This window comes from Rhodococcus sp. G6(2025), assembly GCF_058628105.1.
In genome coordinates, this window is the sequence record NZ_CP179750.1 from 7,516,484 (window position 1) to 7,541,578 (window position 25,095).

The 25,095-nt window shown below is 67.2% G+C and carries 21 protein-coding genes; 4 read left to right on the forward strand and 17 right to left on the reverse strand.

From position 1 onward, the window contains the following. Positions 1-67 precede the first annotated feature (67 nt). Complete coding sequence (locus tag ACLIVD_RS34840; RefSeq protein WP_280779528.1) at positions 68-394, forward strand: hypothetical protein; 327 nt, start codon at positions 68-70, stop codon at positions 392-394. A gap of 420 nt (positions 395-814) precedes the next feature. On the opposite strand, the gene ACLIVD_RS34845 is transcribed toward ACLIVD_RS34840, so the two are convergent. The 8 genes from ACLIVD_RS34845 to ACLIVD_RS34880 form a co-directional block, all read right to left on the reverse strand. Next, positions 815-1,486, reverse strand: coding sequence for a 4-carboxy-4-hydroxy-2-oxoadipate aldolase/oxaloacetate decarboxylase (locus ACLIVD_RS34845; protein WP_491931547.1), 672 nt, complete (start codon positions 1,484-1,486; stop codon positions 815-817). Between the two features lie 34 nt (positions 1,487-1,520). Further along, on the reverse strand, positions 1,521-2,729 hold the full coding sequence (locus ACLIVD_RS34850; RefSeq protein ID WP_491931548.1) for an aspartate transaminase: 1,209 nt from the start codon (positions 2,727-2,729) through the stop codon (positions 1,521-1,523). Positions 2,730-2,868: 139 nt separating this feature from the next. Then, positions 2,869-3,933 carry a zinc-binding dehydrogenase gene (locus ACLIVD_RS34855; protein WP_491931549.1) on the reverse strand — a complete coding sequence of 355 codons (1,065 nt, stop codon included), beginning with the start codon at positions 3,931-3,933 and terminating at the stop codon, positions 2,869-2,871. Further along, positions 3,930-4,697 (reverse strand): SDR family oxidoreductase, encoded by a 768-nt coding sequence (locus tag ACLIVD_RS34860; protein WP_005567627.1) that lies wholly within the window; start codon positions 4,695-4,697, stop codon positions 3,930-3,932. The genes ACLIVD_RS34855 and ACLIVD_RS34860 overlap by 4 nt, the downstream gene beginning before the upstream one ends. 89 nt (positions 4,698-4,786) lie before the next feature. Continuing rightward, positions 4,787-6,136 carry an MFS transporter gene (locus ACLIVD_RS34865; RefSeq protein WP_005250039.1) on the reverse strand — a complete coding sequence of 450 codons (1,350 nt, stop codon included), beginning with the start codon at positions 6,134-6,136 and terminating at the stop codon, positions 4,787-4,789. Next, positions 6,133-7,176 (reverse strand): 5-oxoprolinase subunit C family protein, encoded by a 1,044-nt coding sequence (locus tag ACLIVD_RS34870; RefSeq protein ID WP_491931550.1) that lies wholly within the window; start codon positions 7,174-7,176, stop codon positions 6,133-6,135. Before ACLIVD_RS34870 ends, ACLIVD_RS34865 begins: the two co-directional genes overlap by 4 nt. Continuing rightward, positions 7,169-7,891: a 5-oxoprolinase subunit B family protein gene (locus tag ACLIVD_RS34875; protein ID WP_491931551.1), complete on the reverse strand. Its 723-nt coding sequence runs from the start codon at positions 7,889-7,891 to the stop codon at positions 7,169-7,171. Before ACLIVD_RS34875 ends, ACLIVD_RS34870 begins: the two co-directional genes overlap by 8 nt. Then, entirely contained in the window at positions 7,879-8,697 is an 819-nt protein-coding gene (locus tag ACLIVD_RS34880; RefSeq protein ID WP_491931552.1) for a LamB/YcsF family protein, read from the reverse strand. The genes ACLIVD_RS34875 and ACLIVD_RS34880 overlap by 13 nt, the downstream gene beginning before the upstream one ends. A 270-nt stretch (positions 8,698-8,967) precedes the next feature. Here ACLIVD_RS34880 and nac point away from each other — a divergent pair, with 270 nt between their 5' ends. Then, positions 8,968-9,885 (forward strand): nitrogen assimilation transcriptional regulator NAC, encoded by a 918-nt coding sequence (gene nac / locus ACLIVD_RS34885; RefSeq protein WP_005254585.1) that lies wholly within the window; start codon positions 8,968-8,970, stop codon positions 9,883-9,885. Here nac and ACLIVD_RS34890 read toward each other — a convergent pair. The 4 genes from ACLIVD_RS34890 to ACLIVD_RS34905 all read right to left on the reverse strand — a co-directional run bounded on the left by ACLIVD_RS34890 (position 9,879) and on the right by ACLIVD_RS34905 (position 14,485). Beyond that, positions 9,879-10,805, reverse strand: a complete 927-nt coding sequence (locus tag ACLIVD_RS34890; RefSeq protein WP_491931553.1) for a D-isomer specific 2-hydroxyacid dehydrogenase family protein — start codon at positions 10,803-10,805, stop codon at positions 9,879-9,881. The two genes, nac and ACLIVD_RS34890, sit on opposite strands and share 7 nt — an antisense overlap. 29 nt (positions 10,806-10,834) lie before the next feature. After that, the gene (locus tag ACLIVD_RS34895) at positions 10,835-11,608 is read right to left on the reverse strand and encodes an SDR family oxidoreductase (protein WP_283333140.1); all 774 of its coding nucleotides are present in this window, start codon (positions 11,606-11,608) and stop codon (positions 10,835-10,837) included. Further along, positions 11,605-12,135, reverse strand: a complete 531-nt coding sequence (locus ACLIVD_RS34900; protein ID WP_491931554.1) for a gluconokinase — start codon at positions 12,133-12,135, stop codon at positions 11,605-11,607. Before ACLIVD_RS34900 ends, ACLIVD_RS34895 begins: the two co-directional genes overlap by 4 nt. A 127-nt stretch (positions 12,136-12,262) precedes the next feature. Then, entirely contained in the window at positions 12,263-14,485 is a 2,223-nt protein-coding gene (locus ACLIVD_RS34905; RefSeq protein WP_491931555.1) for a thiamine pyrophosphate-dependent enzyme, read from the reverse strand. A 314-nt stretch (positions 14,486-14,799) separates the two neighbouring features. Between ACLIVD_RS34905 and solA the strand changes: the two genes are divergently transcribed. Then, positions 14,800-15,936 (forward strand): N-methyl-L-tryptophan oxidase, encoded by a 1,137-nt coding sequence (solA, locus tag ACLIVD_RS34910; RefSeq protein ID WP_283351025.1) that lies wholly within the window; start codon positions 14,800-14,802, stop codon positions 15,934-15,936. 62 nt (positions 15,937-15,998) lie between these two features. On the opposite strand, the gene ACLIVD_RS34915 is transcribed toward solA, so the two are convergent. The 4 genes from ACLIVD_RS34915 to ACLIVD_RS34930 all read right to left on the reverse strand — a co-directional run bounded on the left by ACLIVD_RS34915 (position 15,999) and on the right by ACLIVD_RS34930 (position 21,236). Next, entirely contained in the window at positions 15,999-17,186 is a 1,188-nt protein-coding gene (locus ACLIVD_RS34915; protein WP_491931556.1) for an NAD(P)/FAD-dependent oxidoreductase, read from the reverse strand. A 157-nt stretch (positions 17,187-17,343) separates the two neighbouring features. Beyond that, on the reverse strand, positions 17,344-17,757 hold the full coding sequence (locus tag ACLIVD_RS34920; RefSeq protein WP_491931557.1) for a heme-binding protein: 414 nt from the start codon (positions 17,755-17,757) through the stop codon (positions 17,344-17,346). Between the two features lie 35 nt (positions 17,758-17,792). After that, positions 17,793-18,707: a 5-dehydro-4-deoxyglucarate dehydratase gene (kdgD, locus tag ACLIVD_RS34925; RefSeq protein ID WP_317569396.1), complete on the reverse strand. Its 915-nt coding sequence runs from the start codon at positions 18,705-18,707 to the stop codon at positions 17,793-17,795. Positions 18,708-18,896: 189 nt separating this feature from the next. After that, positions 18,897-21,236 carry a thiamine pyrophosphate-binding protein gene (locus tag ACLIVD_RS34930; protein ID WP_491931558.1) on the reverse strand — a complete coding sequence of 780 codons (2,340 nt, stop codon included), beginning with the start codon at positions 21,234-21,236 and terminating at the stop codon, positions 18,897-18,899. Positions 21,237-21,570: 334 nt separating this feature from the next. Between ACLIVD_RS34930 and ACLIVD_RS34935 the strand changes: the two genes are divergently transcribed. Next, entirely contained in the window at positions 21,571-22,653 is a 1,083-nt protein-coding gene (locus ACLIVD_RS34935; protein ID WP_283333147.1) for a M48 family metallopeptidase, read from the forward strand. A 51-nt stretch (positions 22,654-22,704) separates the two neighbouring features. On the opposite strand, the gene ACLIVD_RS34940 is transcribed toward ACLIVD_RS34935, so the two are convergent. Next, positions 22,705-25,077: an arylsulfatase gene (locus ACLIVD_RS34940; RefSeq protein ID WP_491931559.1), complete on the reverse strand. Its 2,373-nt coding sequence runs from the start codon at positions 25,075-25,077 to the stop codon at positions 22,705-22,707. Positions 25,078-25,095: the final 18 nt, after the last annotated feature.

Below are 25,095 nucleotides of genomic sequence, written 5' to 3' on the forward strand. Positions count from 1 at the left end.
CGCTTCCAGCCCTGTGCAGCCGACATGTGTCCGGCGACTCGAATCGTCAACCGTTAGAAGGAGGATCATGACCGCCGCCATCCCCCGCAGGCCGCTTGCCGACCACAGCATGTGCTCCTCCGTCGACGGCAACGAGAAACGTAAGCAGCGTGGTTCGCGGTTGCCCGCCGTGTCGATCACCTTGGCGGCGCTGTCCGTTGCGTCGTTCTGGGTGGTCGGACTCGGCTTCCTTCTGGGAGTGGGCGCGGTGGTCTGCGGTGCCGTCGCTACTTCGCGGTCCACAGTCGCGGACGACGAGGCGGCATCTTTGCGTGCCCTACTGGGCGTCGTTGCCGGCGTCGCGGGGATCACCGTCTCCGCGATCGCTCTGTTCCCCATGCTGGCCCAGCTTTGAACCGCGGACGTGGCCGCTGCATTTCCGGTCGCTACCCGGACTGACCCGCGCCACCCGCTTCATCGAAGGGATGCGCGATCACACCTGTAACCCGGGCGACGTGTCCCAGTGCAGCCACCGCGCATGCCCGCTGTCGTCGACCGTCGCGTCTGTAAACGCCTGACGCATCCACGTCGCGTGGCCCCGGCCGAGTATGTCGGGAGGGTTCCACCCGCCGCGACCCACGCCTCGAGTTTCGGAATGTCGAGCCCGCCCGCCCGGTTGCATCCTCCGCTGGTGTCGGACGCCGCCACCACGCGGAAGCCCTCCTCCGTGGCTGTGCCGCATCGCATCGAGTGCGACGAGCACGACCCCGCGGATGGTGGCGCCGGCGCGGCCATGAGGAACTACGATGGACCGCCGCGGCAGGGAATGGCCGGCTCACTGGTCGACGGTGAGACCCTTCGCCTCGAGCACCTGGGCGAGATTGCTGACCTGGATCGGGGTTTCACCCTTCTTGTAGCGCTCGATGTAGGCGGCTTCGGCGGCGTCGCGCTCACGGGAGGCGTCGATGGCGAACTGGACCTCGTCGCGGCGGACCACGACCACTCCGTCGCAGTCACCCTTGATCACGTCGCCGGGATAGATGATCTGGCCGCCGAACACCAACGGCCGGTTGACGGGACCGAGGGATTCCTTCACCGTTCCCTCGATGCACACGTGCTTGGAGAAGACGGGAAACCCGAGTTCGCGGATCTCCCGGCTGTCCCGCACTCCGCCGTCCGTGACCAGTGCCCTGATGCCCCGGGCCACGCACGCATTGGCCAGCACGTCGCCGAACTGTCCTGCGGGCTGGTCGCCGGAGGACACGACGAGCACGTCGCCGGGTTGCGCGTAGCTGATGGCGACCTGGAGCATGATGTTGTCGCGCGGATGGCAGACGACCGTGAAGGCCGTTCCGCAGAACGACATGTCGCGGTCGATGGGCTTGATCCCCGAATCCAGTGCACCCTTGCGCCCCTGGGCTTCGTGGATGGTGGCGGCCGAGAAGGCGCCCAGTCGGTCGATCGCGGCCTTGTCGGCGCGGTCGATCTTGGTAGTGACGTGAACCATGATGTCTCCGTTGGTCGGGTAAGAGCGGGTGGGATCAGCTGAGCGACGCGACGGCCTTCTCGACCGCGGCGGCCGCGTTCCGCAGAATGTCCTCGGACGTGGCGAACGAGACGCGGAAATACGCCTGGGCGCCGTACGCGGAGCCCTGGATGGTGGCCACCGACGCGTGGTCGAGGAGGAAGAGCACCACGTCCTGATCGTTCTCGAGCAGCGTGCCGTCGGGAGTCCGCTTGCCCACGAGGCCCGCGCATCCGACGAACAGATAGAACGCGCCCTGCGGCAGCACAGGTTCCAAACCCTCGATACGGGAGAACAATTCGAGGATGACGTCCCGCCGCGCGCGATAGCTCGCAACGGACGTGGTGACGAAACTCTGATCGCCGGTGAGCGCCTCGGCCGCGGCGGCCTGACTGATCGACGACGGGCAGGAGGAACTCTGCGACTGCAGCTTGTTGATCGCTGCGATCAGGCCCTTGTTCCCGACGCCGTACCCCAGACGCCAGCCGGTCATCGCGTAGGCCTTCGACACACCGTTGGTCACCAGGATCCGATCGCGGAGGTGCGGCGCGGCCGACAACAGGTTCGGAACGGGTGAGTCGGTGAAGACGATCTCGTCGTAGATCTCGTCACAGAGGACGTTCACGTGCGGGTTCTGGTCGAGTACCGCTGCCAGTTCCGCCAGTTCCTGCTCGCTGTACACCGCACCGGTCGGATTCGACGGTGCGTTGAGGATCACCCATTTCGTCGCGGGAGTGATGGCGGCGGCGAGCTTCTCGGCGGTGAGCAGGAACCGGTCGGATTCCGGGCAGTCGACGACGACGGGTGTTCCGCCGTGGACGGTCACCATGTCGGGGTACGACACCCAGTACGGCGCGGGCACGATCACCTCGGTGCCCTCCTCCACCGTCGCCATCAGCGCCAGGAAGATGACCTGCTTGGCACCTCCGCCGACGGTGATCTCGTTGTCCGCGAACTCGACCCCGGTCCGGGCGAGCATCCGCTTCGCGATCGCGTCCCGCAGTGCGGAGATACCGTTGACGGGGGTGTACTTGGTGAGACCGGATTTCATCGCCGCGACGGCTGCCGCCTTGATGTGGTCCGGTGTGTCGAAATCGGGTTCTCCGACCGTCAGGTCGAGGATCTCCCGCCCCGACGCCCGGAGCTCGCGAACCCGTTGCGCAGCTGCCACACTCGGTGACTCACGCATCTGGTCGACTCGCGCTGCAGGGACGAAGGTGGACATTGTTCCTCCTGGTAGAGGGCGTGGGAACGAAAGAAGCCGGGAACTCGGGCGGTACCTTCACACCCAGGTTATCGGGGGCACATCACGGCTGTACAAGACCGATTACTTGTCGGGCGATAGCCGTTCGGAATGGCTGGAATCAGAACGCCAGCAACACCTTCGCGGAGGCGGACGCGTCCTTCGCGACGGCGAACGCCTCGAGGCCGGCCTCGATGCCGAACTCGTGACTGATCACCGGTTCGACGTTCAGGCTGCCGTCCGCCAGAGCGGCGAGCACCGAATCGATCTCGTCGTTGAATCGGAAGGATCCGACGAGTTCGAGTTCCCGCGTGATGACGAGCGAGAGCGGCGCGGGCTGAAGACCGGTGGGGAGCAGTCCGAGCATGACGACTCGGCCGCCGCGCGTCGCGCCGCGAATGGCCGATTCGAGCCCGAAGCGGTTACCGGAGCATTCGACGACGACATCGGCGTCGACGGCCGCGATGCTCTCGGAGTCGGTGGCGTCGAGGGTCCGGTCGGCGCCGAGCGCCCGTGCAACAGTGAGGGGATACTCGTGCACGTCGACTGCGGTGATCTCGCGCGCACCGGCCCGGCGCAGGACCGCCACCACGAGGGCGCCGATGGGTCCGCATCCCACGACGAGTGCGCTCTTCCCCGACACGTCGCAGGCGCGGGCCACGGCATGCCACGCGACGGCGGCGGGTTCTGCGACGGCAGCGGTGCGCAGTGGAAGGTCCGGCGGCAGCGGCCGCAGCATGCGCGAGGGCAGAGCTGCGTACTTCGCGAATGCCCCTTCGGTGTGGGGGAATTGCGCCGCACTGCCGAGGTACGTGCATCCCGGTGAGAGGTTCGGGCGATCGGCGGGGAACCTGGCGCCGCGACCGCCGGGGGTGGCGGGGTGCACGGCGACTCGTTCACGCGCTGCGGGGCCGCTGCCGTCCGCCGCGGCCTGCACCACCGTTCCCACCACTTCGTGGCCCAGCAGCATCGGTGCCTTCAGAATCGACTCACCCGCCGCCCCGTGCGTCCAGTAGTGCAGGTCGGATCCGCAGATCCCGCCGTAGGCGATCTCGACGACGGTCTCGGACGGTTCGGGCCGGCGCAGCGGCACCGATTCGATGCGCAGGTCTCCCGCGGCGTGCGCCACCACCCCGAGGGTTTCGGCCGGGAGCGGGGTGCCGGACTCTCGCTGTGCGGTGTTCACCTCGGGTCTCGATCGTTGCGCCGGATGAAGTCGAGTCCACCCGGTACCTGGAATGTGGGCATGATTTCGATCAGGCCGAGATTGACGTGACCCGGGGCGTCGATCGCGAACTCGATGGTGTCGGCGATGTCCTTGGTCGTGATGGATTCGAAGCCTTCGTAGTACGTCTCCCACGCCTCCTTCATCGCCTCCGGCGACCCGCCCAGGTTGCGTCCGAAGATCTCGGTTTCGACTCTGCCCGGGCAGATCTCCGTCACGCGGATGCGCTTGCCGATGGTGTCGTTGCGCAGCTGTCGCGAGATCTGGTGCACCGCAGCCTTCGTGGCGTGGTAGGCGGTGTGGCCGTAGAAGTTGTACAGGCCGGCGATGGAGCTGATGTTGACGATGTGGCCGAGGTCCCGCTCGACCATTCCCGGCATCAGCAGCCGGCACAGGTGCAGCACCGCACGGAGATTGACGTCCACCATGGCGTCGACCGAATCCGCGGAGGCGTCCAGGATGTTGCCGGTGGCCGACACTCCCGCGTTGTTGATCAGCACGTCGATCTCGAGCCCCTCGACGGCGGCGCTCAGTGCGTCGATGTCCGTGATGTCGACGGCGAGCGGGATCATTCCCGTCTTGTCCGCGACCTCGTCGAGCCGTTCCTTGTTGCGGGCCACACCGTAGACGGTCAGTCCGCGCTTGGTCAGGATCTCGGTGACCGCGGCACCCATTCCGGTGTTGGCACCGGTGACCAGTGCCGTCCGGTAGTCGTTGAATGGCATAACGCTCCCTTGCCTTTCTGGTGGTGAAAGTTGGTACAGCCCGGTGGTCTTCGAGTGGTCAGGAGACCACCGGGCCGAGTCTGGATCCGTCAGAGCGTGTCGCGGAGTGGCACGTGCGCCCGGTCGGTGATGGTGCTGACAGCGATGAGGGTGCCCACCGCGGTGACGACGGCATAGACCGCGGGAACGTAGATTCCGAACTGAGGAATCAGCCAGGTCATGAGCAGGGGCGCCGTGCCGCCGAAGACCGCGGAGGAGATGTTGTAGCCCAGCCCGTACGCCGAGTACCGCACCCGGGTGGGGAAGAGCTCCACGATGAGGATGTGGATGACGGCGGTGTGACCGGCGAAGATCACCGCCATGATGCATGCGCCCACCACTGCGAGCACGAAGTTGCCGGTCGCGATCAGGGCGTAACAGGGGATGGCGCCGATGGCCATCGCGATCGCCGCGCCGGCGATGACCTTCTTGCGGCCGACACGGTCGGAGAGAGCACCCATGAACGGGATGGCGATGCAGATCGCCACGAGACTCGCCGCGGTCACGAGCAGGGCGGTGCCGGTCGAGAAGCCGATGTTGTCGCCCTTCAGGAACGTCGGCATGTAGGAGAAGAGCACGTAGTAGCCGGAGCCGTTCATCAGCGGGATGAACAGCGCGAGCAGCATCGCCTTGCGGTGCTCGGGGGTCGCGAACGCTTCCTTCAGTGGGTTGCGGGACAGTCCGCCTTCCGCCTTGAGCTTCTCGAAGTTCGGGGTGTCGCTGATGGCCCGGCGGATGTACCAGCCGATGATGCCCATCGGGATCGCGACGAGGAACGGCACACGCCACGCCCAGCTGGCCGGTCCGCCGCCGTTGATGGCGGCCTCGTTGAGCCACGGTGACATCGCGAACGCCACGAGCGTGCCCGTGAGCAGGGCCAGGAAGGACGCGATCTGTGCGTAGCTGGTGATCAGTCCGCGCTTGCCCTCCGGCGAGTGCTCGGCGAGGAACGTCATGGCGCCCGCCGCCTCACCGCCCACGGAGAAGCCCTGCAGAATGCGCAGGAGGATCAACAATGCGGGTGCGGCGACGCCGATCGCGGCGTAGGTCGGGAGAATGCCGATCCCCGCGGTGGCGACGCTGATCAGCATGATGACGAAGACGAGCATCTTCTGCCTGCCGATCCGGTCGCCCAGGATGCCGCAGACGACCGCGCCGAGAGGTCGGACGAAGAACGAGATCGCGTAGCCGGCGAAGACGAGCATCAGCGCGTCACTCGACTTGGAGACGTCGAAGAAGACGATGGCCAGGGCGGTCGCCATGAAGGCGAAGATGCCGTTGTCGTAGAGCTCGACGAAGATGCCCACGCAGCCTGCGAGAACGACTTTGCGGAGCTGGCGGGGTTGCACCTCGTGTTCGGACGTGTGCCCGGCCGTGTCGGGTGAGATCGCGTTGGTCATGCTGACTCCATCTGGGGTACCGAGCTGTGCTGGGCGGATGTCGTTTCTGTGTGAAGGGGGATCCGAAGACTGGCGAACGCGTTCGCCACGCGGGAGCGGAGGAGATCGATCGAGCGTCGTTGCGTGCGGTACGCGTCCACCGCGTCGGGGACGGTCACCTTCCTGAACCGGACCTCCTGGCCGGGGCGTGCCTGGCCGAGCTGGGACAGAGCGGTGGCAGTCACGACCGCGAGCACCGGGTATCCGGCGGTCACCCCTCGCCCACGATGCAGAACGAGGATCTCGTCGCCGGCCGGAACCTCGACCGCACCGATCGGCACTCCGCGGGAGAGCACCTCCGTCGACCGGTCCCGCTTGGGGACGGGGCTGCCCGGATCGGTCGGCGTGAGGCGGAGACCGATGTGGTTCGAGTTGTCGCCGATGACGAACGGGGTGTCGAACAATCGGGCGGAGGTCGAGCCGAATTCGTGGACGTCGGGACCATCCGTCACGTCGATGGTCCAGCATCCGGCGAAGGCCGCGGGCCGGGCGCCGAGCCGGAACAGCGGCATCCGGAAGTGCGGGTGGTCGATCGGCGGTCCGTCGACGTCGATGGCGACGGACTCGCCGACCGTCAGTTGCCGGCCGAAACCGAGAACCGAGTCGGGGGCGCAACTACCGAGCAGATAGGGCGCGTCGATCGTTCCGTGCACGGCGAGGTAGACCCTGAGCCCGTCGCGGATTCCGCGGACGGTGAGTTCTTCGCCCGCGGTCCACACGAACGGCTCCCACTGCGGGCGGGCGACACCCCCGACCTGCACCTCCGCCGGCGCTCCGGTCACCGCGACGAGCAGGTCGATGCTCGCGACGGCGCCGAAGTCCATGGCAACCAACTCGAGCAGGGGTGCCGTACGCGGGCTCCCGACCAGTGCGTTCGCCACGTCGGCGCTGTACTGGTCCGAGGCGCCGCCGGTCATCTGGCCGAACCGCGACGCTCGGAGCCGGCCGAGGTCCTGGATCGAGGTCAGCCCGGGTGTCGTGACGGTGATCGATTCAGCCATGACGGACCCCCTCGTACGTCGACCACTCGGCGGCGGTGATCGGAACGAAGAGGAACGTGTCGCCGGGCCGGAAGTCGGACAGTGGGTCGGTCGCCGGATCGACGATGGTCAGCGGGGTTCGACCGATCACCGGCCAGCCTCCCGGCGCGGGACGCGCGGAGACGACGGCCTGCCTGCCCGCGACAGCGACCGCGCCTGCCGGTACGTGTGGCCGCGGAATCGTGCGGCGTCGGACGGGCCGCGGGAACGCGGGACCGTCCAGCATCGGGGCGCCGCCCGGGGAACCGAAGCAGCGCATGGTCAGTGGGCCTTCGCAGTGCAGTCGGATCACCTCGGCTGGTGAGAGTGCGAGGTGTGCTGCCACGCCGTCGAGGTCGGGGCCGAATTCTCCCCCGTAGACGACGGGGATCTCGAACTGCCGCGGGCCGCGCGCCGCGGCATCCGCGGGGAGCTCGATCAGCCGTTCGACGTGTGCACGGATGGCGTCGTGGGTGGTTGCACCACAATCGAATTCGACCAGCAATGCGTCGTACGTGGGGATGATGCCGGTGACCGCGACCTCGTCGCCGCGTGCGTCGAGTGCGGCGGCGACCGTGTGGACCACATGCCAGCGCTCCTCGGCATCCGCGGACAGCGACGTCAGACGTACCGCGGAGTCTCCGCAATCCGAGAGGACGAACTCCCGGTGCGGCCGGATGCACGTCACGCCGGACACGACGCGGACTCCTTCTCTTCCTTGTCTGCGAGGACCTCGGTCACCGGGGCGATGACGACGCCCGCCCTCAGGAGCGCCTCCCGGATCGCTCGCGCGTTGCGTACGGCGTCGGCGCCGTCACCGTGCAGCAGCACCGTGTCGGCCTCGATCGGGACGCGGGTGCCGTCGACGGCCTCGACGACACCCTCGGTCACCATCTGCACCGTGCGCGCCACCAGAGTGTCCTGGTCATGAATCACGGCGCCGGGCTCGGACCGCGGCACCAGGGTGCCGTCCGAGCGGTACGCGCGGTCCACGATGGCGACGATCGCGACGCGAATCCCCCGTTCACGGGCGTGGTCGGCGAGTTCACCGTCCTGGGCGAGCACGATCAGCCGCGGGTCGAACGCTTCCACCGCGTCGACGACGGCACGTGCGTAGTCCGCGCGCGTGGCGACGAGGTTTCCCAACCGACCGTGCGGTGCGATGTGCGAGAGCGTCGTGCCGTGCGAGGTCGCGAAGGCGTGCAGCGCGCCGAGTTGGTACAGAACGTCCGTGCGGACCTCGTCTGCGGTGAGGTCCATCGCGCGCCGGCCGAACCCTGCCAGGTCGGGAAAGCTGGGGTGCGCGCCGATGCCGATTCCGCGGGCGACGCATCCTCGGACCGTGGCGTCCATGGTCCTGGGGTCACCGGCATGGAATCCGCACGCGACGTTGGCGGACGTCAGCACGTCGAGCAGCGCGTCGTCGTCGCCCATCGTCCATGCGCCGAAGCTCTCGCCGAGGTCGGCGACGAGATCGATCTTGACAGTCACGGTGCCTCCCATGGGGACCTGCAGTGGAACCGCTGGTGCAGTTCCTGTGAACTTTCGATGTAAACGGACGCTACGCAGGATCCGGTTCGGGCGGTTAATACCTGTTTTACGTGAGGCGATAACGAACGTCTATGGTGTTTGAACAGCGGCGATGCAAAACCGGAAGAACAGGGCCTCGCATTTGGCTACGGCGGTGTTTCCGCCCGGCAACCTTGTCGAAACCGCGGCGTGCTTGCGTCGCCGCATCGTCAGAAAGGCAGATCGCTCGTGGATACCCGACGCTTGTTCTCATTCGTCCGCATCGTCGACGCCGGAAGCATCACGCGGGCGGCCGACATTCTGCACATCGCCCAGCCGGCACTGAGCCAGCAGATGACGGCGCTGGAGACCCACTTCGGTCAGCAGCTGCTGATCCGCAGCAAGCAGGGCGTGGAACCCACCGATGCGGGGCGCGCGCTGTACCGGCACGCGCAGGTGATCCTGCGGCAGGTGGAGAGTGCTCAAGCCGAGGTGAGCGTCGTCGGCCGAGAACTGGCGGGCGGCGTCTCCGTGGGGCTCGCGCCGTACAGCACGGTGAGTTCCATCGCGTTGCCGCTGCTCACCGCGGTGCGGTCGCGGTACCCGAGCATCCTTCTGCACATCAACGAGAACTTCGGCGGCGTGCTGAGCGAGGCCATGATGACCGGCCGCATGGACATGGCGCTGCTCTACGACGCCGGGCCGATCAAGGGCGTCAACTTCGAGCGTCTCCTCACCGAGGAGCTGATGGTCGTCGCGCCGGCAGGCACCGGTCTGCCCGGTGACACCGGGACGGCCGTCGCCATCAAGGATCTCGTCGACCTGCCGCTGCTGCTGCCGGGCCCGATGCACACCATCCGCAAGGTGGTGGAGCAGGCCTACGAACACGCCTTCGAGCACGCACGGGTGGTCGGGGAGGTGGAATCGGTGACCCTGATGGCGCAGGCGGTACGAAATGGTTTGGGCGCCACGGTATTACCGTTCTCCGTGGCCCGCCGCATCATGAACGTGGAGAACCTGGAACTCCGCCGCATCGAACCGACCATCGAAGTCCAGGTCTCCCTCGGAACACCCGCCAATCAGCCGCTCTCGGGACCTGCCGAGGCCGTGCGCGAGGTGTTGCGCAGTGTCGTCGCCAACTACATCCGGACCAGTTCGGAAGCCGACCGAGGCATTCAGTAACCCCGGCTCGCGTCGATCGGTGCCATCAAAGGCGCTCCGGCAGCGAAACGTTCGACGTTGGACGCGACGTGATCGGCAAGCAGCCGCGTCAGCCCCGTCGCCGGATTCGCGACGTGCGGCGTGATGATGGCATTCGGCAGGGTCCAGAGCGGATGTCCGTCGGGAAGTGGTTCGGGATCGGTGACGTCGAGGGCGGCCCCGCCGATCGATCCGGATTTCAGCGCGTCGACGAGCCCCGCGGTGTCGATGAGGGAGCCGCGTGCGACGTTGACGATCCACGCCGTCGATTTCATCTGCGCGAGTGCGTCCTTGTCGACGATGTGCGCGGTCGCCGCCGTCGCCGGTGCGGCGATGACGAAATGGTCTGCTCTGGACCAGATTTCCGGCGTCCGATCGGACGACAGCGTCTCGACTGCACCCGGGACCGGGGTTCCCGAACGAGTCACGGCGAGCACTCGCGCCCCGAACGCGTCGAGCAGCGGGATCATCGCGCGACCGATGCCGCCGCACCCGACGATGGCGACCGTCGCCCCGCGCAGCGTGCCCACCTGCGGGTCGAATTCGGCCTTGCGCCAGGAGGTCGCGCGCACCTGCTCGGTGAGGGCACGGACACCGGCCAGGAGCAGCAGAACTCCGTGTTCCGCGACGTTGCCGGCGTAGGCGCCGGCCGCGGACGTCCAGGTCCGCTCGGTGTCGACGATCCCCGCGGAGATCCACGGTTCCACACCCGCCGAGGGGAGTTGTACCCAGCGCACCGAGTCCGGCAACTGCGCCGGGAACGTGTCGGGGCCCTGCGCCCACACCACGGCTTCGGCGTCGTCGAGCGGGGCGAGTACGCCTCCGCCCCGCTCGATCCCGCGCATCAGGGCGGCGTCCGGGTGCGGTCCGAGGTGGATACGAGGCGTTGCGGTGTTCGGCATCGTGGTCTTTCGAGTCGGTCGGGTGGGGATCACACTACGGCGGTGAGGCCGCCGTCGACGTACAGGATCTGGCCGTTGACGAAGTCCGACGCCGGCGACGAGAGAAAGAGCAGTGCGCCCACGAGTTCCTCGGGGCGGCCCCACCGCCCGGCGGGCGTGCGTGTGGTCAGCCACGCACTGAAGTCGGCATCGTTCACGAGCGCCTCGGTGAGCTGGGTGTCGAAGTACCCGGGTGCGATGGCGTTGGCCTGCAGTCCCAGTGGTGCCCAGTCGGCGCACATTCCGCGTGTGAGCATCTTCAGCCCGCCCTTGCTCGCGGCGTACGGGGCGATACCCGCCCGGCCGAGTTCACTCTGGACGGAACAGATGTTGACGATCTTCCCGTGCCCGCGACGGACCATCGCCCGCGCGAACTCGCGGCCGACGAAGAACGCGCTGCTCAGGTTGGTGTCGAGCACGCGACGGAAGTCGTCGTCACCGAACTCGAGCAGTGGGCTGCGGTGCTGGACGCCGGTGTTGTTCACGACGATCTCGACGGGACCGATCTCGTTCTCGACCCGCTGCGCAGCGGCGGTGACCTCCTCGGGAGCGGTGACGTCGAACGCGCAGGTGTGGACTGTCGCACCGGTGGCGCGGACGATCTCGTCGCGGCTGCGTGCGAGGGCGTCGGCGTCGCGGCCGTTGAGCACGACCTCCGCGCCCGCCTCGGCGAGTCCGTTGGCGAGTGCGAAGCCGATTCCCCGGCTCGATCCCGTGACGAGAGCGATCTTGCCCGTCACATCGAAACTCCCGTGCGAACTCACTGTGTGACAACCTTTCGTTCTTCGTGCAGATATTCGACGGCGGCCCGTGCGATCGCATCCGGCGCCGGATCGACGTCCAGGACCACGCCGAACTCGTCGGCGTCGAGCGGCTCGAGGAGCGCGAACTGGGAATCGAGCAGGGCAGGCGGCATGAAGTGCCCGCTCCGCGCGTGCATCCGGCCGTGGATGACCTCCCGCGCTCCCGTGAGGTGGACGAACAACACCGGGTCGGAGACGTCGCGGAGGATGTCGCGATAGCTCCGCCGTAACGCCGAGCACGCCACCACGCCACGGCGCTGCTGATCGGACAGCTCCTGCAGGCGGTCGCGGACGACTGCGAGCCACGGTGCCCTGTCGTCGTCGGTCAGCGGGATACCGGCGATCTTCTCGACGTTCGACGGCGGATGCAGATCGTCGGCGTCGAGGAACCGGTGGCCGGTCAGTGCGGAAAGTTGCTGCGCGACTGTTGTCTTCCCGCAGCCGGTCACCCCCATCACCACGATGTGGGGTCGCTGATCGCCACTCATGAATTGTTCCTGTCCGCCGGTGTGGAGAGATGCAGTTCGAACATGCCCGACCGGACAACTGCTTGGCAATGGCGGAGGGGATACCGGTTGACGTTGCCGTCATAGCGAAGCGCGAGGGATGCGGATGTTACCGGCTCACGAGTTTGACTGCCGCGGCCTCGATGGTCTCCTCGGAGAGCAGGACCTCGAGGGCGGCGTCGCCGAGGGGGATGAAACTGTCGTCGCTCGTGACGCGTGCGAGCGGCCCGGTGAAGCCGTCGTCGATCAACGCCGCGACCACACCTTCCGACACTCCCCCCGACTTGCGGGTCTCGTCGACGATCAGCACCCGGCCGGTGGCGTTCGCCTCCCGGACGATGTCGTGGACGGGCAGCGGTGCGAGCCACCGCATGTCCACCACGCGCGCGGCGATGTGCGCCCGTTCGAGACGGCGCGCGACGCGCAGGCTCATGTGCACCCCGTTGCCGAACGTGACGATCGTCAGGTCCGTGCCGTCACCGTACGTGCGGGCCGAGCCGATCGGCACATGGTTCTCGGTCCGCTTCGCCGGATCCGGATACGGTGCCAGCCACCGCTCGTCACCGTTCTCGTACAGATCCCGGGTGTGATACAGCGCAATGGGTTCCAGATACACACACAAAGCGCCCGCGGTGCGCGCGGCCGCGGCGCACGTGTGCATCATGGCCGCGGCGTCGTCGGGGCGCGCCGGCGACGCCACCACGATTCCGGGGATGTCACGCAGTGCGGCGACGGCGTTGTCGTTGTGGAAATGCCCGCCGAACCCCTTCTGATACCCGTACCCGGCAACCCGCACCACCATCGGGTTGCGGTATTGGCGGTCGGAGAAGAACTGCAACGTCGCGCCCTCCCCGCGGATCTGGTCGGCGGCATTGTGCAGATAGGCCAGGTACTGGATCTCCGGGATCGGCAGCAATCCGGACACCCCCGCTCCCAGCGCGAGTCCCAGGATCGCCTGCTCGTCGAGGAGCGTGTCGAACACCCGCGCGGACCCGGCCTTCTTCATCAGACCGCGGGTCACCCCGTAGACCCCGCCCTTGCGGGCGACGTCCTCACCGAACACCAGCGCCTCGGGGTACCGGGCCAGCACGTCGAGCAGGGCACGGTTGATCGCGAGAGCGACAGTGAGCGGACCTTCCTCCTCGGGAAGCGGGGATCCGACGAACTGCGCGCGACGGTCCGGGTCGACGCGTTCCGGCGCGGCCGCGGCGGCCTCGACTGCACTGTCGGTGAGTGGCTTCATCACCGCCGCGGGACTGTCCAGTTGAGGTAGTTCGCCGACCTGCTCGGCCAGTTCGAGGACCTCGGCGCGCTTGTTCTCGTAGCGGTCGAGGATGTCGGTGGGGCTCAGGCGGCCGCGCTCGATCAGCAGTTTCGCGGTGCACAGCACCGGATCCCGGTCGAAGTCTGCGGTGATCTCCGCAGATGCCCGGTACGCGGCCTCGACATCGGAACCGGCATGACCCATCAACCGGACAGTACGCAGGTGCAGAAACGCGGGCTTCCGGTGCCTGCGGACCCAGTCGGCGGCATCTCTCGCCGTCGCGTATGCCGCCGGCAGGTCGGAGCCGTCCGCCTCGAAGTACTCGAGGCCCGCCCGGTCACCGAAGTTCGCGGCGATCCACCCCTTCGGAGTCCTGGTGCTGATCCCGATCCCGTTGTCCTCGCACACCAGCAGCAGTGGCAACGGCAACCCCTGGTAGGCGGCGTGCACCGCGGTATTGATGGCACCGACGGCGGTGGAATGGTTCGCCGACGCATCCCCGAAGCTGCAGACGGCGACCGCGTCGGCCGGCCACGGTGAGGGCACATGCACCTTCTCCGACCGGGCGATGGAGAAGGCGACACCGACAGCGCGTGGGAGATGCGAAGCGATGGTGGAGGTTTGGGGAATGATATTGAGGTCGTGACGGCCGAACACCTTGTGCCTACCACCCGAGATCGGTTCCTCCGTCGCCGCCACGAGTCCGAGGAGGACGTCGCGCAGCGGATCACTGCCGTCCACCTGCTGCGCCCGCGCCAGGAAGAAAGCACCGGAACGGTAGTGCAGCAGAGCGGGATCGGAAGGTCGCAGCGCGGCCGCGACTGCGGCGTTGCCCTCGTGCCCGGACGAGCCGATCGTGTAGAAACCCTTCCCCCGCGACCGCAACCAACGGGCCGCCAGATCGAGATGCCTGCTGCCGACCTGGGCGTCGAAGAGGTCCAGGGCGCCCTGCACCGACAACGGGGACGGCGGCTGGACCGGATCCTCCGGACCGACGCCGGGGCGGCTCTCCCCGGGAACCAGCCCCGACACGACAGAGGTGAAGTAGTCGTCGATCTGTTCGGCCATTCCTAGATCATCCTGTGGCGCCGACCAGCGGGCAAGAGTCGCAGGATCAGAGTCTCGATGCCTCACCGTAAGGTCGACTGTTCCTCACGCCGGGCCGTGACCGTCACCATGACGAATACTGGGGTCACATCTGTCCCGGCGGGCGCTTCGCCTCCGGCTCCGGTGTTCGATCACATGACGTTCGGCGACACCGGTGTGGAGTGACAGGATGGCAACATGTCTGGGTCCGACTCCGCAGACCGACTGCACATTCGAGAGGCCGCTGTGATCATGAACAATTCCCCCGCTGGTGAATACACGCTGGTGCGCAGTCGATGACCACGACGAGGACCGGTGTCGCCGTGATAGGTACCGGCACGATGGGCTCCGCAATCATGTGGAGACTGTCGGAGCGAGGTATTCCTGCAGTCGGTCTCGAGCAATTCACTCCCGGGCACGATCGTGGCTCCGGGCACGGCGAGTCGCGCATCTTCAGAACCGCATACCATGAGGATCCCGCGTATGTCCCGATGCTCCGGGCCGCACTCCGAGGATGGCGGGAACTCGGTGAGCAAACCGGCGAACCCGTCTTGACGATGACCGGGGGCCTCAGTATCGGCCCCTCGAGCGGCGTGATTGTGGGTGGCTCCCTCGAAGCAGCCAGGGTGCATGACCTCACCCAGGAGATTCTCGACCCGGCCGAGTTCGGTACCCGGTTTCCTACACAGAGGTTGCGTGGGGGAGATACGGCCATCTGGGAGAAGGATGCCGGCGTGATCAGGCCGGAGTTGGCGATCACCGGTGCAGCGCGCCGTGCGAGCGAACTGGGCGCCTCTGTACGTCCCGAGAGCCGCGTCCTGGGGATCGAGGACGGTCCCAGAAACACGGTGCTCGTGCGGCTCGACCACGAGGTCATTCGAGCCGACCACGTCGTGGTCGCGGCAGGCGCCTGGATTCCCGGCCTTCTCCCAGCCGCCCATCTCCCCTTGACTGTGGAGCGCAAGATCCTCGCATGGTTCCCGGCCGAAGATCCCACGCAGTTCGGGCCCGACCGGTTCCCGGTATTCCTGCGGGACAGCCCGGAGGGTACGTGGTACGGCTTCCCCACCATGGACGGCAAGACGGTCAAGATCGCACTCCATCTCGGCGGGCGCGAGACCGACCCTGACGAGCTGGATCGGGTGGTCCATGACGAGGACACCGCCCCGTTGCGGGACCTCGTTCGTCATTACCTGCCTGGATTGAGTTCGCACCCCGTGCGGGCCGCGGTGTGTATGTACACGAACACACCCGACGGGCACTTCATCATCGGAAATCCACCCGCCTACAGGAACGTGACGGTCGTGTCCGCGTGCTCTGGTCACGGTTTCAAATTTGCACCGGTGATCGGAGAGATCGCCGCCGATCTCAGTTGCGGATCGACCCCGGAATTCCCCTTGGAGTTGTTCGACGTCAACCGATTCTCTGATTGACACAACGGGGATCCGGCGTCCGCGCCGTCGTGATCGAGGGCCGTGGTCCCTCGACTCGCCGGCTAGGTCGAGAAGTACACCGGTGGTGCTGTCGAGTCCAGGGCCAGTGCCACAGCCGCACGGGCAGCGACGGGCCCCACCAGGTTTCCCGTCCCGTTGTACCCACCGATGGCGATGACGCCGGGAAGAACCTCGGAGCAGAGGGGACGGCCGTCGGTGGTGTAACTGACGGATGCACCCCATCTCCGGACGACGTCGACGGGCTTGCCCGCCATACGTTCCGCTACTCGTTCGATGTAGCCCTGGACGTCCGGAGTGGGTGACGTGTCGAATGTCCACTCGGTGTCGACGAAACGGTCTCGCCCGCCCCCGACGAACAGGCGCCCATCCTTCGCTTGCTGGGCGTAGTCGTATCCCCAGCATCCGTACACAGGGCACGGCAGGCGTTCGGGCAGCCCCGCCGCCGTCCCCAGCATTTGCAGGCGTGCCGTCCGGACCCGCCCCTGCAAATCCGGGAGGAGCTGTTCGAGTTTGCCGTCCACCGCGACAATGACGACGGGCGCACTGACCGAACCGTGTTCTGTTGTCACCCTTCCACTCTCCACTGCGGTGACAGGCGAGTGCTCGTACAGGCCGGCCCGTCCCCGAAGGAGTGACGCCAGCCCCAGAGCTCGGCGGGAGGGGTTCATGGCCGCGTCGTCGGGCAGAAACAGGCCGCGCCCGAGCTCGCCGTCGTATTCTTCGACAGCGATGTCGTGCTCACGCAGCACCGTTGCCAGTGCTGCGCAATCCGCGAGTTCCGCCGCACGATCGGCGGCCTCGGCGTCGTCGACAGGTTCGCCGGGCAATCCCGCGAGGCGAATGGAGCCCGTCCGTGCGATGACCTCCGGACCCAGCATCTCGGCAAGCCGGTCCAACTCGAGCAGGGTTGCGCGATAGAGATCGACCGACGACGTCCCCCAGGTCGAGAGGGACGAGTGGAGGAACGTCGCCGGGCCGCCCAGGAGGAAACCGCCGTTGCGCCCCGCCGCGCCGGCCGCGACCCGCCCGGCGTCGACGCCGACAACCCGCAGCCCACGTTCGACCAGGGCGCCGATCGCCGCGAGACCCGACCCGCCGAGGCCGACGACACACACGTCGGCCGTGACATTCTGTTCCAACACCGGAAGACCGTTCCACGACGCGACCACCGGATCGTCGTCCCAGGTGCTCACCGAATTCCACTGGGTGTCGGATCGAAAATTCATCATCGCATTCCCTATCCTTCAGCTCTCGACGTTCCGATGTCCGAGGAAGTTGACGCCTTGCGCGAAGCCACGACCGGGCAAGTCTATGTGGCATTGCGGGCGACGAGATAGTCACAGACGACTTTTCCAGCGGGCACCGGTCGCTGCCGGGATGGGCTCGTCACGAAATGTTGCGGCGGTGTCGCTCGTCGAACCGGTGGATCTCGTCGATGACGGTCTCGACGATGCGCGGCCCGGCACCACCGACGGAGGTCGCGACCGCGAGTACGCCTACCGCACTGGGCTTGTCGGCCGGGTGAGGTGTCCACGCGGGGACCATCCCGCAGTCGACCGTCACGCCGGGCGCCGGCTCTACCCCGTGCCCGTCAGTCGTTCCCGACATTCGCCGGGCGGTGCCGAGCGCAGTGCGGGTCGCGGAATCCAGCAGTTCCGCGGCGACGCCGTCGGCCCGGGAGCAGCACATCAGATTTCCGGCGTCGTCGGCAACGCTGACGGCGACGGCGGCGTCGAGTGTCGCGGCATGGCGCCGAGCCAGATCGAGGGCGAGTTGCGCACGCGCTGCGGTGAGTGTCATGGCGTTCTCCGATGATCGATCGCGGATTGTGCGGCTCAGCTCACCTTCTTGATCAGGTCGGCGAGCTCGGCCAGTTCGACGGCGTCGAGGTCGGTCAAAGGCGCGCGCACCGGGCCTGCCGGTCGGTCGATCGCCGTCATGCCGGCCTTGATGATGCTGACCGCGTAACCCTGTTTCTTGTTGCGCAGGTTGCAGTACGGGATCACGAACTCGTTGAGTGCGTTGATGACGAATGCGTTGTCTCCGCTGCGGAGGGCGTTGTAGAAGTCGAGCGCGAACTTCGGAACGAAGTTGTAGATGGCCGAGGAGTACGTGGTGACACCCAGCGCGAGATACGGCAATGCGAACATCTCGGCGGTGGGCAGTCCGCCGACATAGGTCAGCCGGTCACCGAGACTCGCGTAGATGCGGGTCATCTGCTCGATGTTGCCGACCCCGTCCTTGAACCCGACCAGGTTCGGGCAGCTGTCCGCGAGCTCCGCGACAGCGGCCTCGGTGTAGACGGCGTTGGCGCGACTGTAGATCGTCACCCCGAGAGTGGTTGCGGCACACACCTCTTTGACGTGGGCGACGAGGCCGTCCTGGCTCGCCTCCGTGAGATACGGGGGAAGCAGCAGGATGCCGTGCGCGCCGACGCTCTCCGCCGACCGGGCCATCTGCACGGCCGTGGCCGTGCCGTAACCGGCGGGCGCGATCACCGGGAGACCGTCGGGTGCCTCCTGCACCGCTGCCCGGACCACCTGCTCCACCTCCGGCGGGGTGAGCGAGAAGAACTCACCCGTGCCACCTGCGGCGAACAACCCGGAGGCGTCGAACTGCCCGAGCCAGCCGATGTTCTCGCGATACGCGGCCTCGTCGAACGAGTGGTCATCCTTGAAGTGGGTGACCGGGAACGACAACAGACCGGAGCCGAGCTTGTGAGCGATCTCGTGGGGGGACGCAGTGGCCATGGGTTTCGTTCTCCTCGTTCGCAATCGCGCCGCCGTCGGTGCGCGCTGTGTCCACAAGGCTAGGAGCGCCAACCATTCAAGTCCAACACTAGTTATGGATCTTCTGATACCCAAAAGGTATTGCCGGTGCCGTCTGTGCTGAACGAACTGGACGCTCGTTCGATCTGATGCAACGAGCGTCCCGTTCGTTCAGGAGAGGTCGAGTGCGGCGCGGACGATGCTGTCGGTGTCGATGCAGTGGTAGCGGTAGACGTCGTCGAGGGAGCCGACCTGCCCGAACTTGCTGACCCCGAGCGCCGCACCGGGAACGTGGTTGATCCCGGTCAGGAATGCGAGGGTGTGCGGGTGCCCGTCGAGGACGGTCACCATCGGCGCCGCCCGGCCGGCGGGGAACACCTGATCGAGGATCCACGACGGGCCGTCGGTGAGGCCGCGGCGCGCCTGCACCGCCTCGAACAACAACCCGGGACTGGTCACGCACACGACGTCGGCGGCAATCCCCTGCTCGGCCAACCGGTCCGCGGCCGCGAGGGTTTCGGTGATCATCGCGCCCATCCCGACCAGCGTGACCGCCGGCTTGTCGCTGTGCCGGAGGGTGTACGCGCCGGCGACCACCTGACGGCGGCGACGCTCCCGGGCGGCGGGATCGGTGGGGACGGCGGCGAGGGTCTGATCGACCGGGCGGGTCGAGAGCCGCAGATACGACGAGGAGCCGTCCGGGCGGCCCAGGCGGGAGATGCTGTCGAGCAGCGTCCACTCGACGTCGATCGCGAACGCCGGCTCGTAACTCACACACCCGGGCTGCTCGAGGCCGATCGACGGGGTCTTGATCGACTGATGCGCCCCACCCTCCGCCGCCAGGGTCACCCCGGACGGGGTGCCGACCAGGATCGACTGCCCACCCGCATAGATGCCGTACGACCAGGGTTCGAGGGCGCGTTCGACGAACGGGTCGTACATCACCCCGATCGGGAACAACGGCTGGCCCCAGCGACTCCAGGTGGAACCGAGCTCGCCCATCAACCCGACCAGGTTCGTCTCCGCGATGCCGAGTTCCATGTGCTGCCCGGTGGGCTTTTCCCGCCAGTGCATGATCGTCTCGGCGTCGTCGTCGAACCAGTTGCGGCGCTCGTTGGGCGACCACACCCCCACCTTGTTCAGCCAGCCGGCCAGGTTCGTGGTCGAGGAGACGTCGGGGCTGACGGTGACCACCCGTTTCGCAGCGTCGGGGGCCTCCCGGGACAGGTCCAGCAGCGCCCGGCCCAAGGCGGCCTGCGTCGTGGACGTCCCCGACGGGGTGCGGCCGATATCGGCCGGGACCGCGGGCGGGGTTGCCGGTTCGACGGGGTTCCGCCGCAACCTGTCCGCAGTCGCCGCGCACACCTGGCCCGCCGCACTGTCGGCGCCGAACCTAGCCCACGGTTTCGCCGGGTCCATGCCCAGTTCCGCGGCGAGCTGTTCGTACTGCTCGACGGTCAGCAGCGACGAGTGATTCTGCGGATGCCCCTGCGTCGGCAGGCCGCGACCCTTGATCGTGTAGGCGATGATCACCGTCGGGCGGGTGTCGTCGATCTGCGCGTACGCGGCGCGCAGGGCGTCGAGGTCGTGACCGCCGAGGTTCCGGATCGCCTGCAGCAGGGTCTCGTCATCGAGGCCGGCGATGAGCGATGCGATCGCGGCGGCGTCGGGACCGTCGCCGGGCAGCCGCACCCGCACCTGCTCGGCGTCGCAGCGCAGCAGCCGCTGGTACTCCGGGTTGGGCATGTCCAGGATCCGGGTCCGCAGCGCCGCACCGCCCGCCCGGGTGAACAGCGACTCGAGCAGGGTCCCGAATTTCACGGTGATCACCTGCCATCCGGCGGCGGAGAACATGGCCTCGAGCCGGCCCGCGGCGATGTTCGGCACCACCCGGTCCAGGGACTGCCGGTTCAGGTCGACGATCCACACGATCTCCCCGAGTTCGGACACGGACGTGTCGAGGATCGCCTCCCACACCGCGCCCTCGTCCAACTCGGCGTCACCGACGAGCGAGTACTGGCGGCCCGTGCCCGCAGAACCGATCTGGGTGTTCACGTAGCGGCGGGCGATGGCACCCCAGATCGGGGCCGTCGCGCCGATGCCGACCGACCCGGTCGAATAGTCCACCGGATCAGGATCTTTCAACCGGCTGGGGTAGGACTGGAGGCCACCGAACTCCCGCAGCGTCGTCAGATACTTCTCGTCCAGCTCATCGAGCAGGTAGTTGATGCCGTGCAGCACCGGCGAGGCATGGGGTTTGACCGACACCCGGTCACCCGGCCGGAGCTGCTCGAACCACAACGACGTCATGATCGAGACCATCGACGCGCACGACGCCTGATGCCCACCGACCTTCAATCCTGTCGGATTCGGGCGAACCCGGTTGGCGTGGTGGATCATCGATGTCGCCAACCAGAGCACGCGCTTCTCGATCTCCACGAGCGCTTCCGGAGTGGTCGCGCGCGGGCTGAGCTGCGCCGGGTGGTCGTCGATCGTGCGGGCGTCGTTCATCGTTTCGTCCTTGCCTGTGAGTTCCTGGCACCGAATCCGATCCTCCTCGGCCCAGTTCGTGAGCGAGGCGGATCGGCGGTGACGGGCAGGCGGACCTGTGGGAACCGACCTCACCGCATCTTCGAGGTCTCGTGTGCAGATCTCGCACAACAGTCGACCATCGGAACGCACTTTGAGCAATACCGAGCGTCGCATTTGAGCATCCTGCGCATGTTCGGAGCAGCCGCCGTGGTCGGCGGTTGGCAAACTGCCCAGCACGACCGCCGCCGCTACCCTCCGGCGCTACCCTGACCGGGAGGGCTCTGCACCGCGCACACCGACCCAGGGGGAAAGCTTGACCACCACACCAGACCGCGTTCGCACGGCGTTCCCGGACATCAGCTCGCGTGCGTGGGAGCACCCGGCGGATCGCGCGGCGCTCGTCACCCTGCGCACCTTGAAGGGGTTCGACACAGTCTTCCGAACCATCTCGGGTCTGTTGCAGGAGCGCCAGCACCGGCTGATGTACCTGGCCACGTCCGTGCGCGTCGACGAACGGCAGTTCAGTGATCTCCACGACCTCCGCAGCGACTGCGTGCGGATTCTCGGCGCAGACGAGACGCCCGAGCTGTTCGTGCTGCAGACCCCGGTCGTGAATGCCTTCACCATCGGCATGGACCGTCCGTTCATCGTGGTCACCACCGGACTGCTGGACGTGATGAATTACGAGGAGCAGCGGTTCATCATCGGCCACGAGCTCGGGCACGCGCTGTCCGGGCACGCGGTGTATCGCACGATCCTCATGCATCTGATGCGCTTGGCCGGGACCATCGGCTGGATCCCGATTGGCGGGTGGGCGCTGCGCGCGATCATCGCCGCGCTCATGGAGTGGCAGCGCAAGTCGGAACTGTCCGGCGACCGTGCCGGTTTGCTGTGCGGGCAGGACGTCCACACCGCCCTTCGCGTTCAGTTGAAGCTGGCCGGCGGCTCTCGGGTGAGCGAGATCGACACCGACGCCTTCCTGGCCCAGGCCGCGGAGTACGACGCCAGCGGCGACCTGCGCGACGGCGTGCTCAAGCTCCTCAACATCGAACTGCTCACCCATCCGTTCTCGGTGCTGCGCGCCGCCGAGCTGAAGAAGTGGGTGGACAGCGGCGCCTACGCGGCGATACTCCGCGGGGAGTACCCGCGCCGCGGCGAGGACGACGACGCCAAGATCAGCGAGGAATTCCGCAAGGCCGCGAAATCGTACAAACAGAATTTCGACACCTCGAACGACCCGCTGATCCGCATGCTCCGTGAGATCGGCAGCGGACTGGGCACCACCGTGGACGCCGTCGGCAACGGCGTCGGCGACGTCGCGGCGGACATCAAGGAGCGCTTCACCCACTGGCGCAGAAATTCCGACGGCAAGAAGGATTCCGACGGCGACAGCTGACCGGTAACCCAGCGGAGGTCGGGCGCGTTCTCGCGCGCCCGACCCCTTCGGTCAGTCGGCCATGGCCTCGGCCAGCTCCTCGACCTCCTGGATGACCGGTTCGGGCACCCGCACGGGCCCGGGGGTGTAAGTGACCGACCGCAGCCTGCCGGTGAATCGGAAGGTTCCACGGCGTTCACGCAGATCCCACACGACGGGTCCGCGGGCGTCGACGCCCACCGAGATCCCGGTCCACGGCGCCATGCCGACCAGCTGGAACTGGTCGACGAGGGTGGCCACGTCGGTGCTGACCCCGGCCGAGTCGGTGAGGGCGACGGTGAAGTTCCACCGGACGGATTCGGTGGCGTCCGCCCGCACCTGCACGCCCACCACATCCGCACCGAGGGGCGCGGAGGTGTGTGCGACGCGGCCGTAACTGTTGACCGCGAACACGATCCGGCCGTCCTCGACGTAGAGCACGTATCCGCCGTGCGGGTCACCGTGCGCGACGAGAACGCCTTCCTCGCCCGCAGCGATCGCATGGGTGGCGACGTCGATGGTGAAGTCGCGGTACTGGATCAGCACACTGGACCGATAGCGTTCCAGCGTCGGCGTGCCCGCGAGGATCTTCACCGGCTCCGCGAGTCGACGCTCGTCGGGTCGCCGCTGCACGGCCTTGCGGTCGTTGAGGATCGGGAACACGGTGTTGTGCCACGCCGCCCGATCCCACGCCTCGGCGAGTTCCCGCACCTTCTCGGGGAAGAGATGCGCGACGTCCGTGGTTTCGGCGGGGTCGGATTCGACGTCGAACAGCTGCCATTGTGGATCGTCGACCCGGGTCGGATCCGTGTGCAGCGACAGCAGTTTCCAGCCGTCCCGGTAGAACCCGCGGTGACCACCGAACTCGGCGTACTGCTCCGTGTGTGGGGTGGGCTGCGCGGCGTCACGCAGAACGTCGACGATACTGACACCGTCACGCTCCTGGGCGGGAAGCCCGTTCCGGTGGCTCGGAGTTTCGAGTCCAGCGAGATCCAGGAGCGTCGGCGTGATGTCGGTGACGTACGAGTACTGCTTGCGCAGTCCGGTGTCGCCGTCGGCACGCCCGAGTCCGGCTGGCCAGGACAGCAGGAACGGCACCCGGACACCACCGGCGAACGTCTGGCCCTTGTAGAACCGGAACGGGGTATTCGACGCCTGCCCCCAGCCGCGCGGGTAGTGGACGCCGATCCTCTCCGAGCCGATCAGTTCCTCGTCGTGCGGAACGTCGCGCACCCAGTCCGACGGGACCGGTCCGTGCACGAATTGGCTGAAGTACGAACGCGTTCCCGCCGCGCCGCCCTCAGCGGTGCCACCGTTGTCGGACGTGAACACGATGATGGTGTTGTCGGTCTCGCCGAGTTCGTCGAGGGTGTCGAGCACCCGCCCCACGCTCTGGTCGATGCTGTCGACCATCGCGGCGTAGACCTCCTGGTACCGGGCGAACCGCAGCTGCTCCTCTTCGGTGAGCTCGTCCCACGGCGGCGCGTCGTAGCCGGGTTCGGTGTTGCGTTCGGCCATCTGGGTGCCGGGCGGGAAGAACCCTGCCTCGAGCTGCGCGTCGAAGCGGCTGCGTCGCACTGCGTCCCAGCCCTCGGTGTAGCGGCCGCGGTACTTGGCCAGGTCTTCGGGCTTGGCCTGGTGCGGTCCGTGCATCGCGATGTGCGAGAAGTACAGGAAGAACGGCTTGTCGGCGTCGTGGGCGCGCAGGCTCTTGATCCGCGAGACGGCCTTGTCCGTGATGTCATCGGTGACGTAGTAGTCCGACGGATACTCCTCGACGTCGACCACGGAGTTGTCCGAAATCAGCTCGTTCGGGTAGTAGAACGAATTCAACCCCTCGAGCGAGCCGTAGTAGCTGTCGAATCCACGCTGCAGGGGCCAGGAGTCACGGGTGCGGCCCGGTGCGAGGTTGGTGTCGCGCGCGAGATGCCACTTGCCGACCGCGTGCGTGGCATACCCGTTCGCACGCAGAATCTCGGCGAGGCTGAGCGCGTCGTCGGCGAGTTCCATGCGCAGTCCGGGGAAGCCGGGATCGAAGTTGGCCACGCTGCCGTAGCCGGCGCGGTGCGGGTTCAGGCCGGTGAGCAGCGCCGCGCGAGCCGGTGAGCAGACCGAGGTGGTGTGATAGTTCGACAGCCGGTAGCCGCTGTCGGCGAGCCGGTTCAGGTTGGGGGTGTCGATCTCGGAGCCGAACGGTCCGATGTCCGAGTAGCCCATGTCGTCGATGAGGATGACCACGATGTTCGGCGCACCGGCGGGGGCTTTCGTCTCCGGCGCCCACCACGGCGTCGACTCCGCACTCGTCCGCCCGATATGTCCGCCGAATCCGTCGTACCCTCGCGCTCCCGAAGGGAGCTGCTGTCCCCCGGAACCCTGCCCGTCTCCGCTGGTTGCCGAATCCGTCACAATCACAATCCCTTTCAC

Excerpts from the sequence above, each read along its gene's own strand:
- ACLIVD_RS34930 (WP_491931558.1), bottom strand. The coding sequence starts at position 21,236 with ATGAACGACGCCCGCACGATCGACGACCACCCGGCGCAGCTCAGCCCG.
- ACLIVD_RS34845 (WP_491931547.1), bottom strand. The coding sequence starts at position 1,486 with ATGGTTCACGTCACTACCAAGATCGACCGCGCCGACAAGGCCGCGATC.
- ACLIVD_RS34920 (WP_491931557.1), bottom strand. The coding sequence starts at position 17,757 with ATGACACTCACCGCAGCGCGTGCGCAACTCGCCCTCGATCTGGCTCGG.
- ACLIVD_RS34860 (WP_005567627.1), bottom strand. The coding sequence starts at position 4,697 with ATGCCATTCAACGACTACCGGACGGCACTGGTCACCGGTGCCAACACC.
- ACLIVD_RS34915 (WP_491931556.1), bottom strand. The coding sequence starts at position 17,186 with ATGATGAATTTTCGATCCGACACCCAGTGGAATTCGGTGAGCACCTGG.
- ACLIVD_RS34890 (WP_491931553.1), bottom strand. The coding sequence starts at position 10,805 with ATGCCGAACACCGCAACGCCTCGTATCCACCTCGGACCGCACCCGGAC.
- ACLIVD_RS34865 (WP_005250039.1), bottom strand. The coding sequence starts at position 6,136 with ATGACCAACGCGATCTCACCCGACACGGCCGGGCACACGTCCGAACAC.
- ACLIVD_RS34850 (WP_491931548.1), bottom strand. The coding sequence starts at position 2,729 with ATGTCCACCTTCGTCCCTGCAGCGCGAGTCGACCAGATGCGTGAGTCA.
- solA (WP_283351025.1), top strand. The coding sequence starts at position 14,800 with ATGACCACGACGAGGACCGGTGTCGCCGTGATAGGTACCGGCACGATG.
- ACLIVD_RS34905 (WP_491931555.1), bottom strand. The coding sequence starts at position 14,485 with ATGGCCGAACAGATCGACGACTACTTCACCTCTGTCGTGTCGGGGCTG.
- ACLIVD_RS34870 (WP_491931550.1), bottom strand. The coding sequence starts at position 7,176 with ATGGCTGAATCGATCACCGTCACGACACCCGGGCTGACCTCGATCCAG.
- kdgD (WP_317569396.1), bottom strand. The coding sequence starts at position 18,707 with ATGGCCACTGCGTCCCCCCACGAGATCGCTCACAAGCTCGGCTCCGGT.
- ACLIVD_RS34900 (WP_491931554.1), bottom strand. The coding sequence starts at position 12,135 with ATGAGTGGCGATCAGCGACCCCACATCGTGGTGATGGGGGTGACCGGC.
- ACLIVD_RS34880 (WP_491931552.1), bottom strand. The coding sequence starts at position 8,697 with ATGGGAGGCACCGTGACTGTCAAGATCGATCTCGTCGCCGACCTCGGC.
- ACLIVD_RS34840 (WP_280779528.1), top strand. The coding sequence starts at position 68 with ATGACCGCCGCCATCCCCCGCAGGCCGCTTGCCGACCACAGCATGTGC.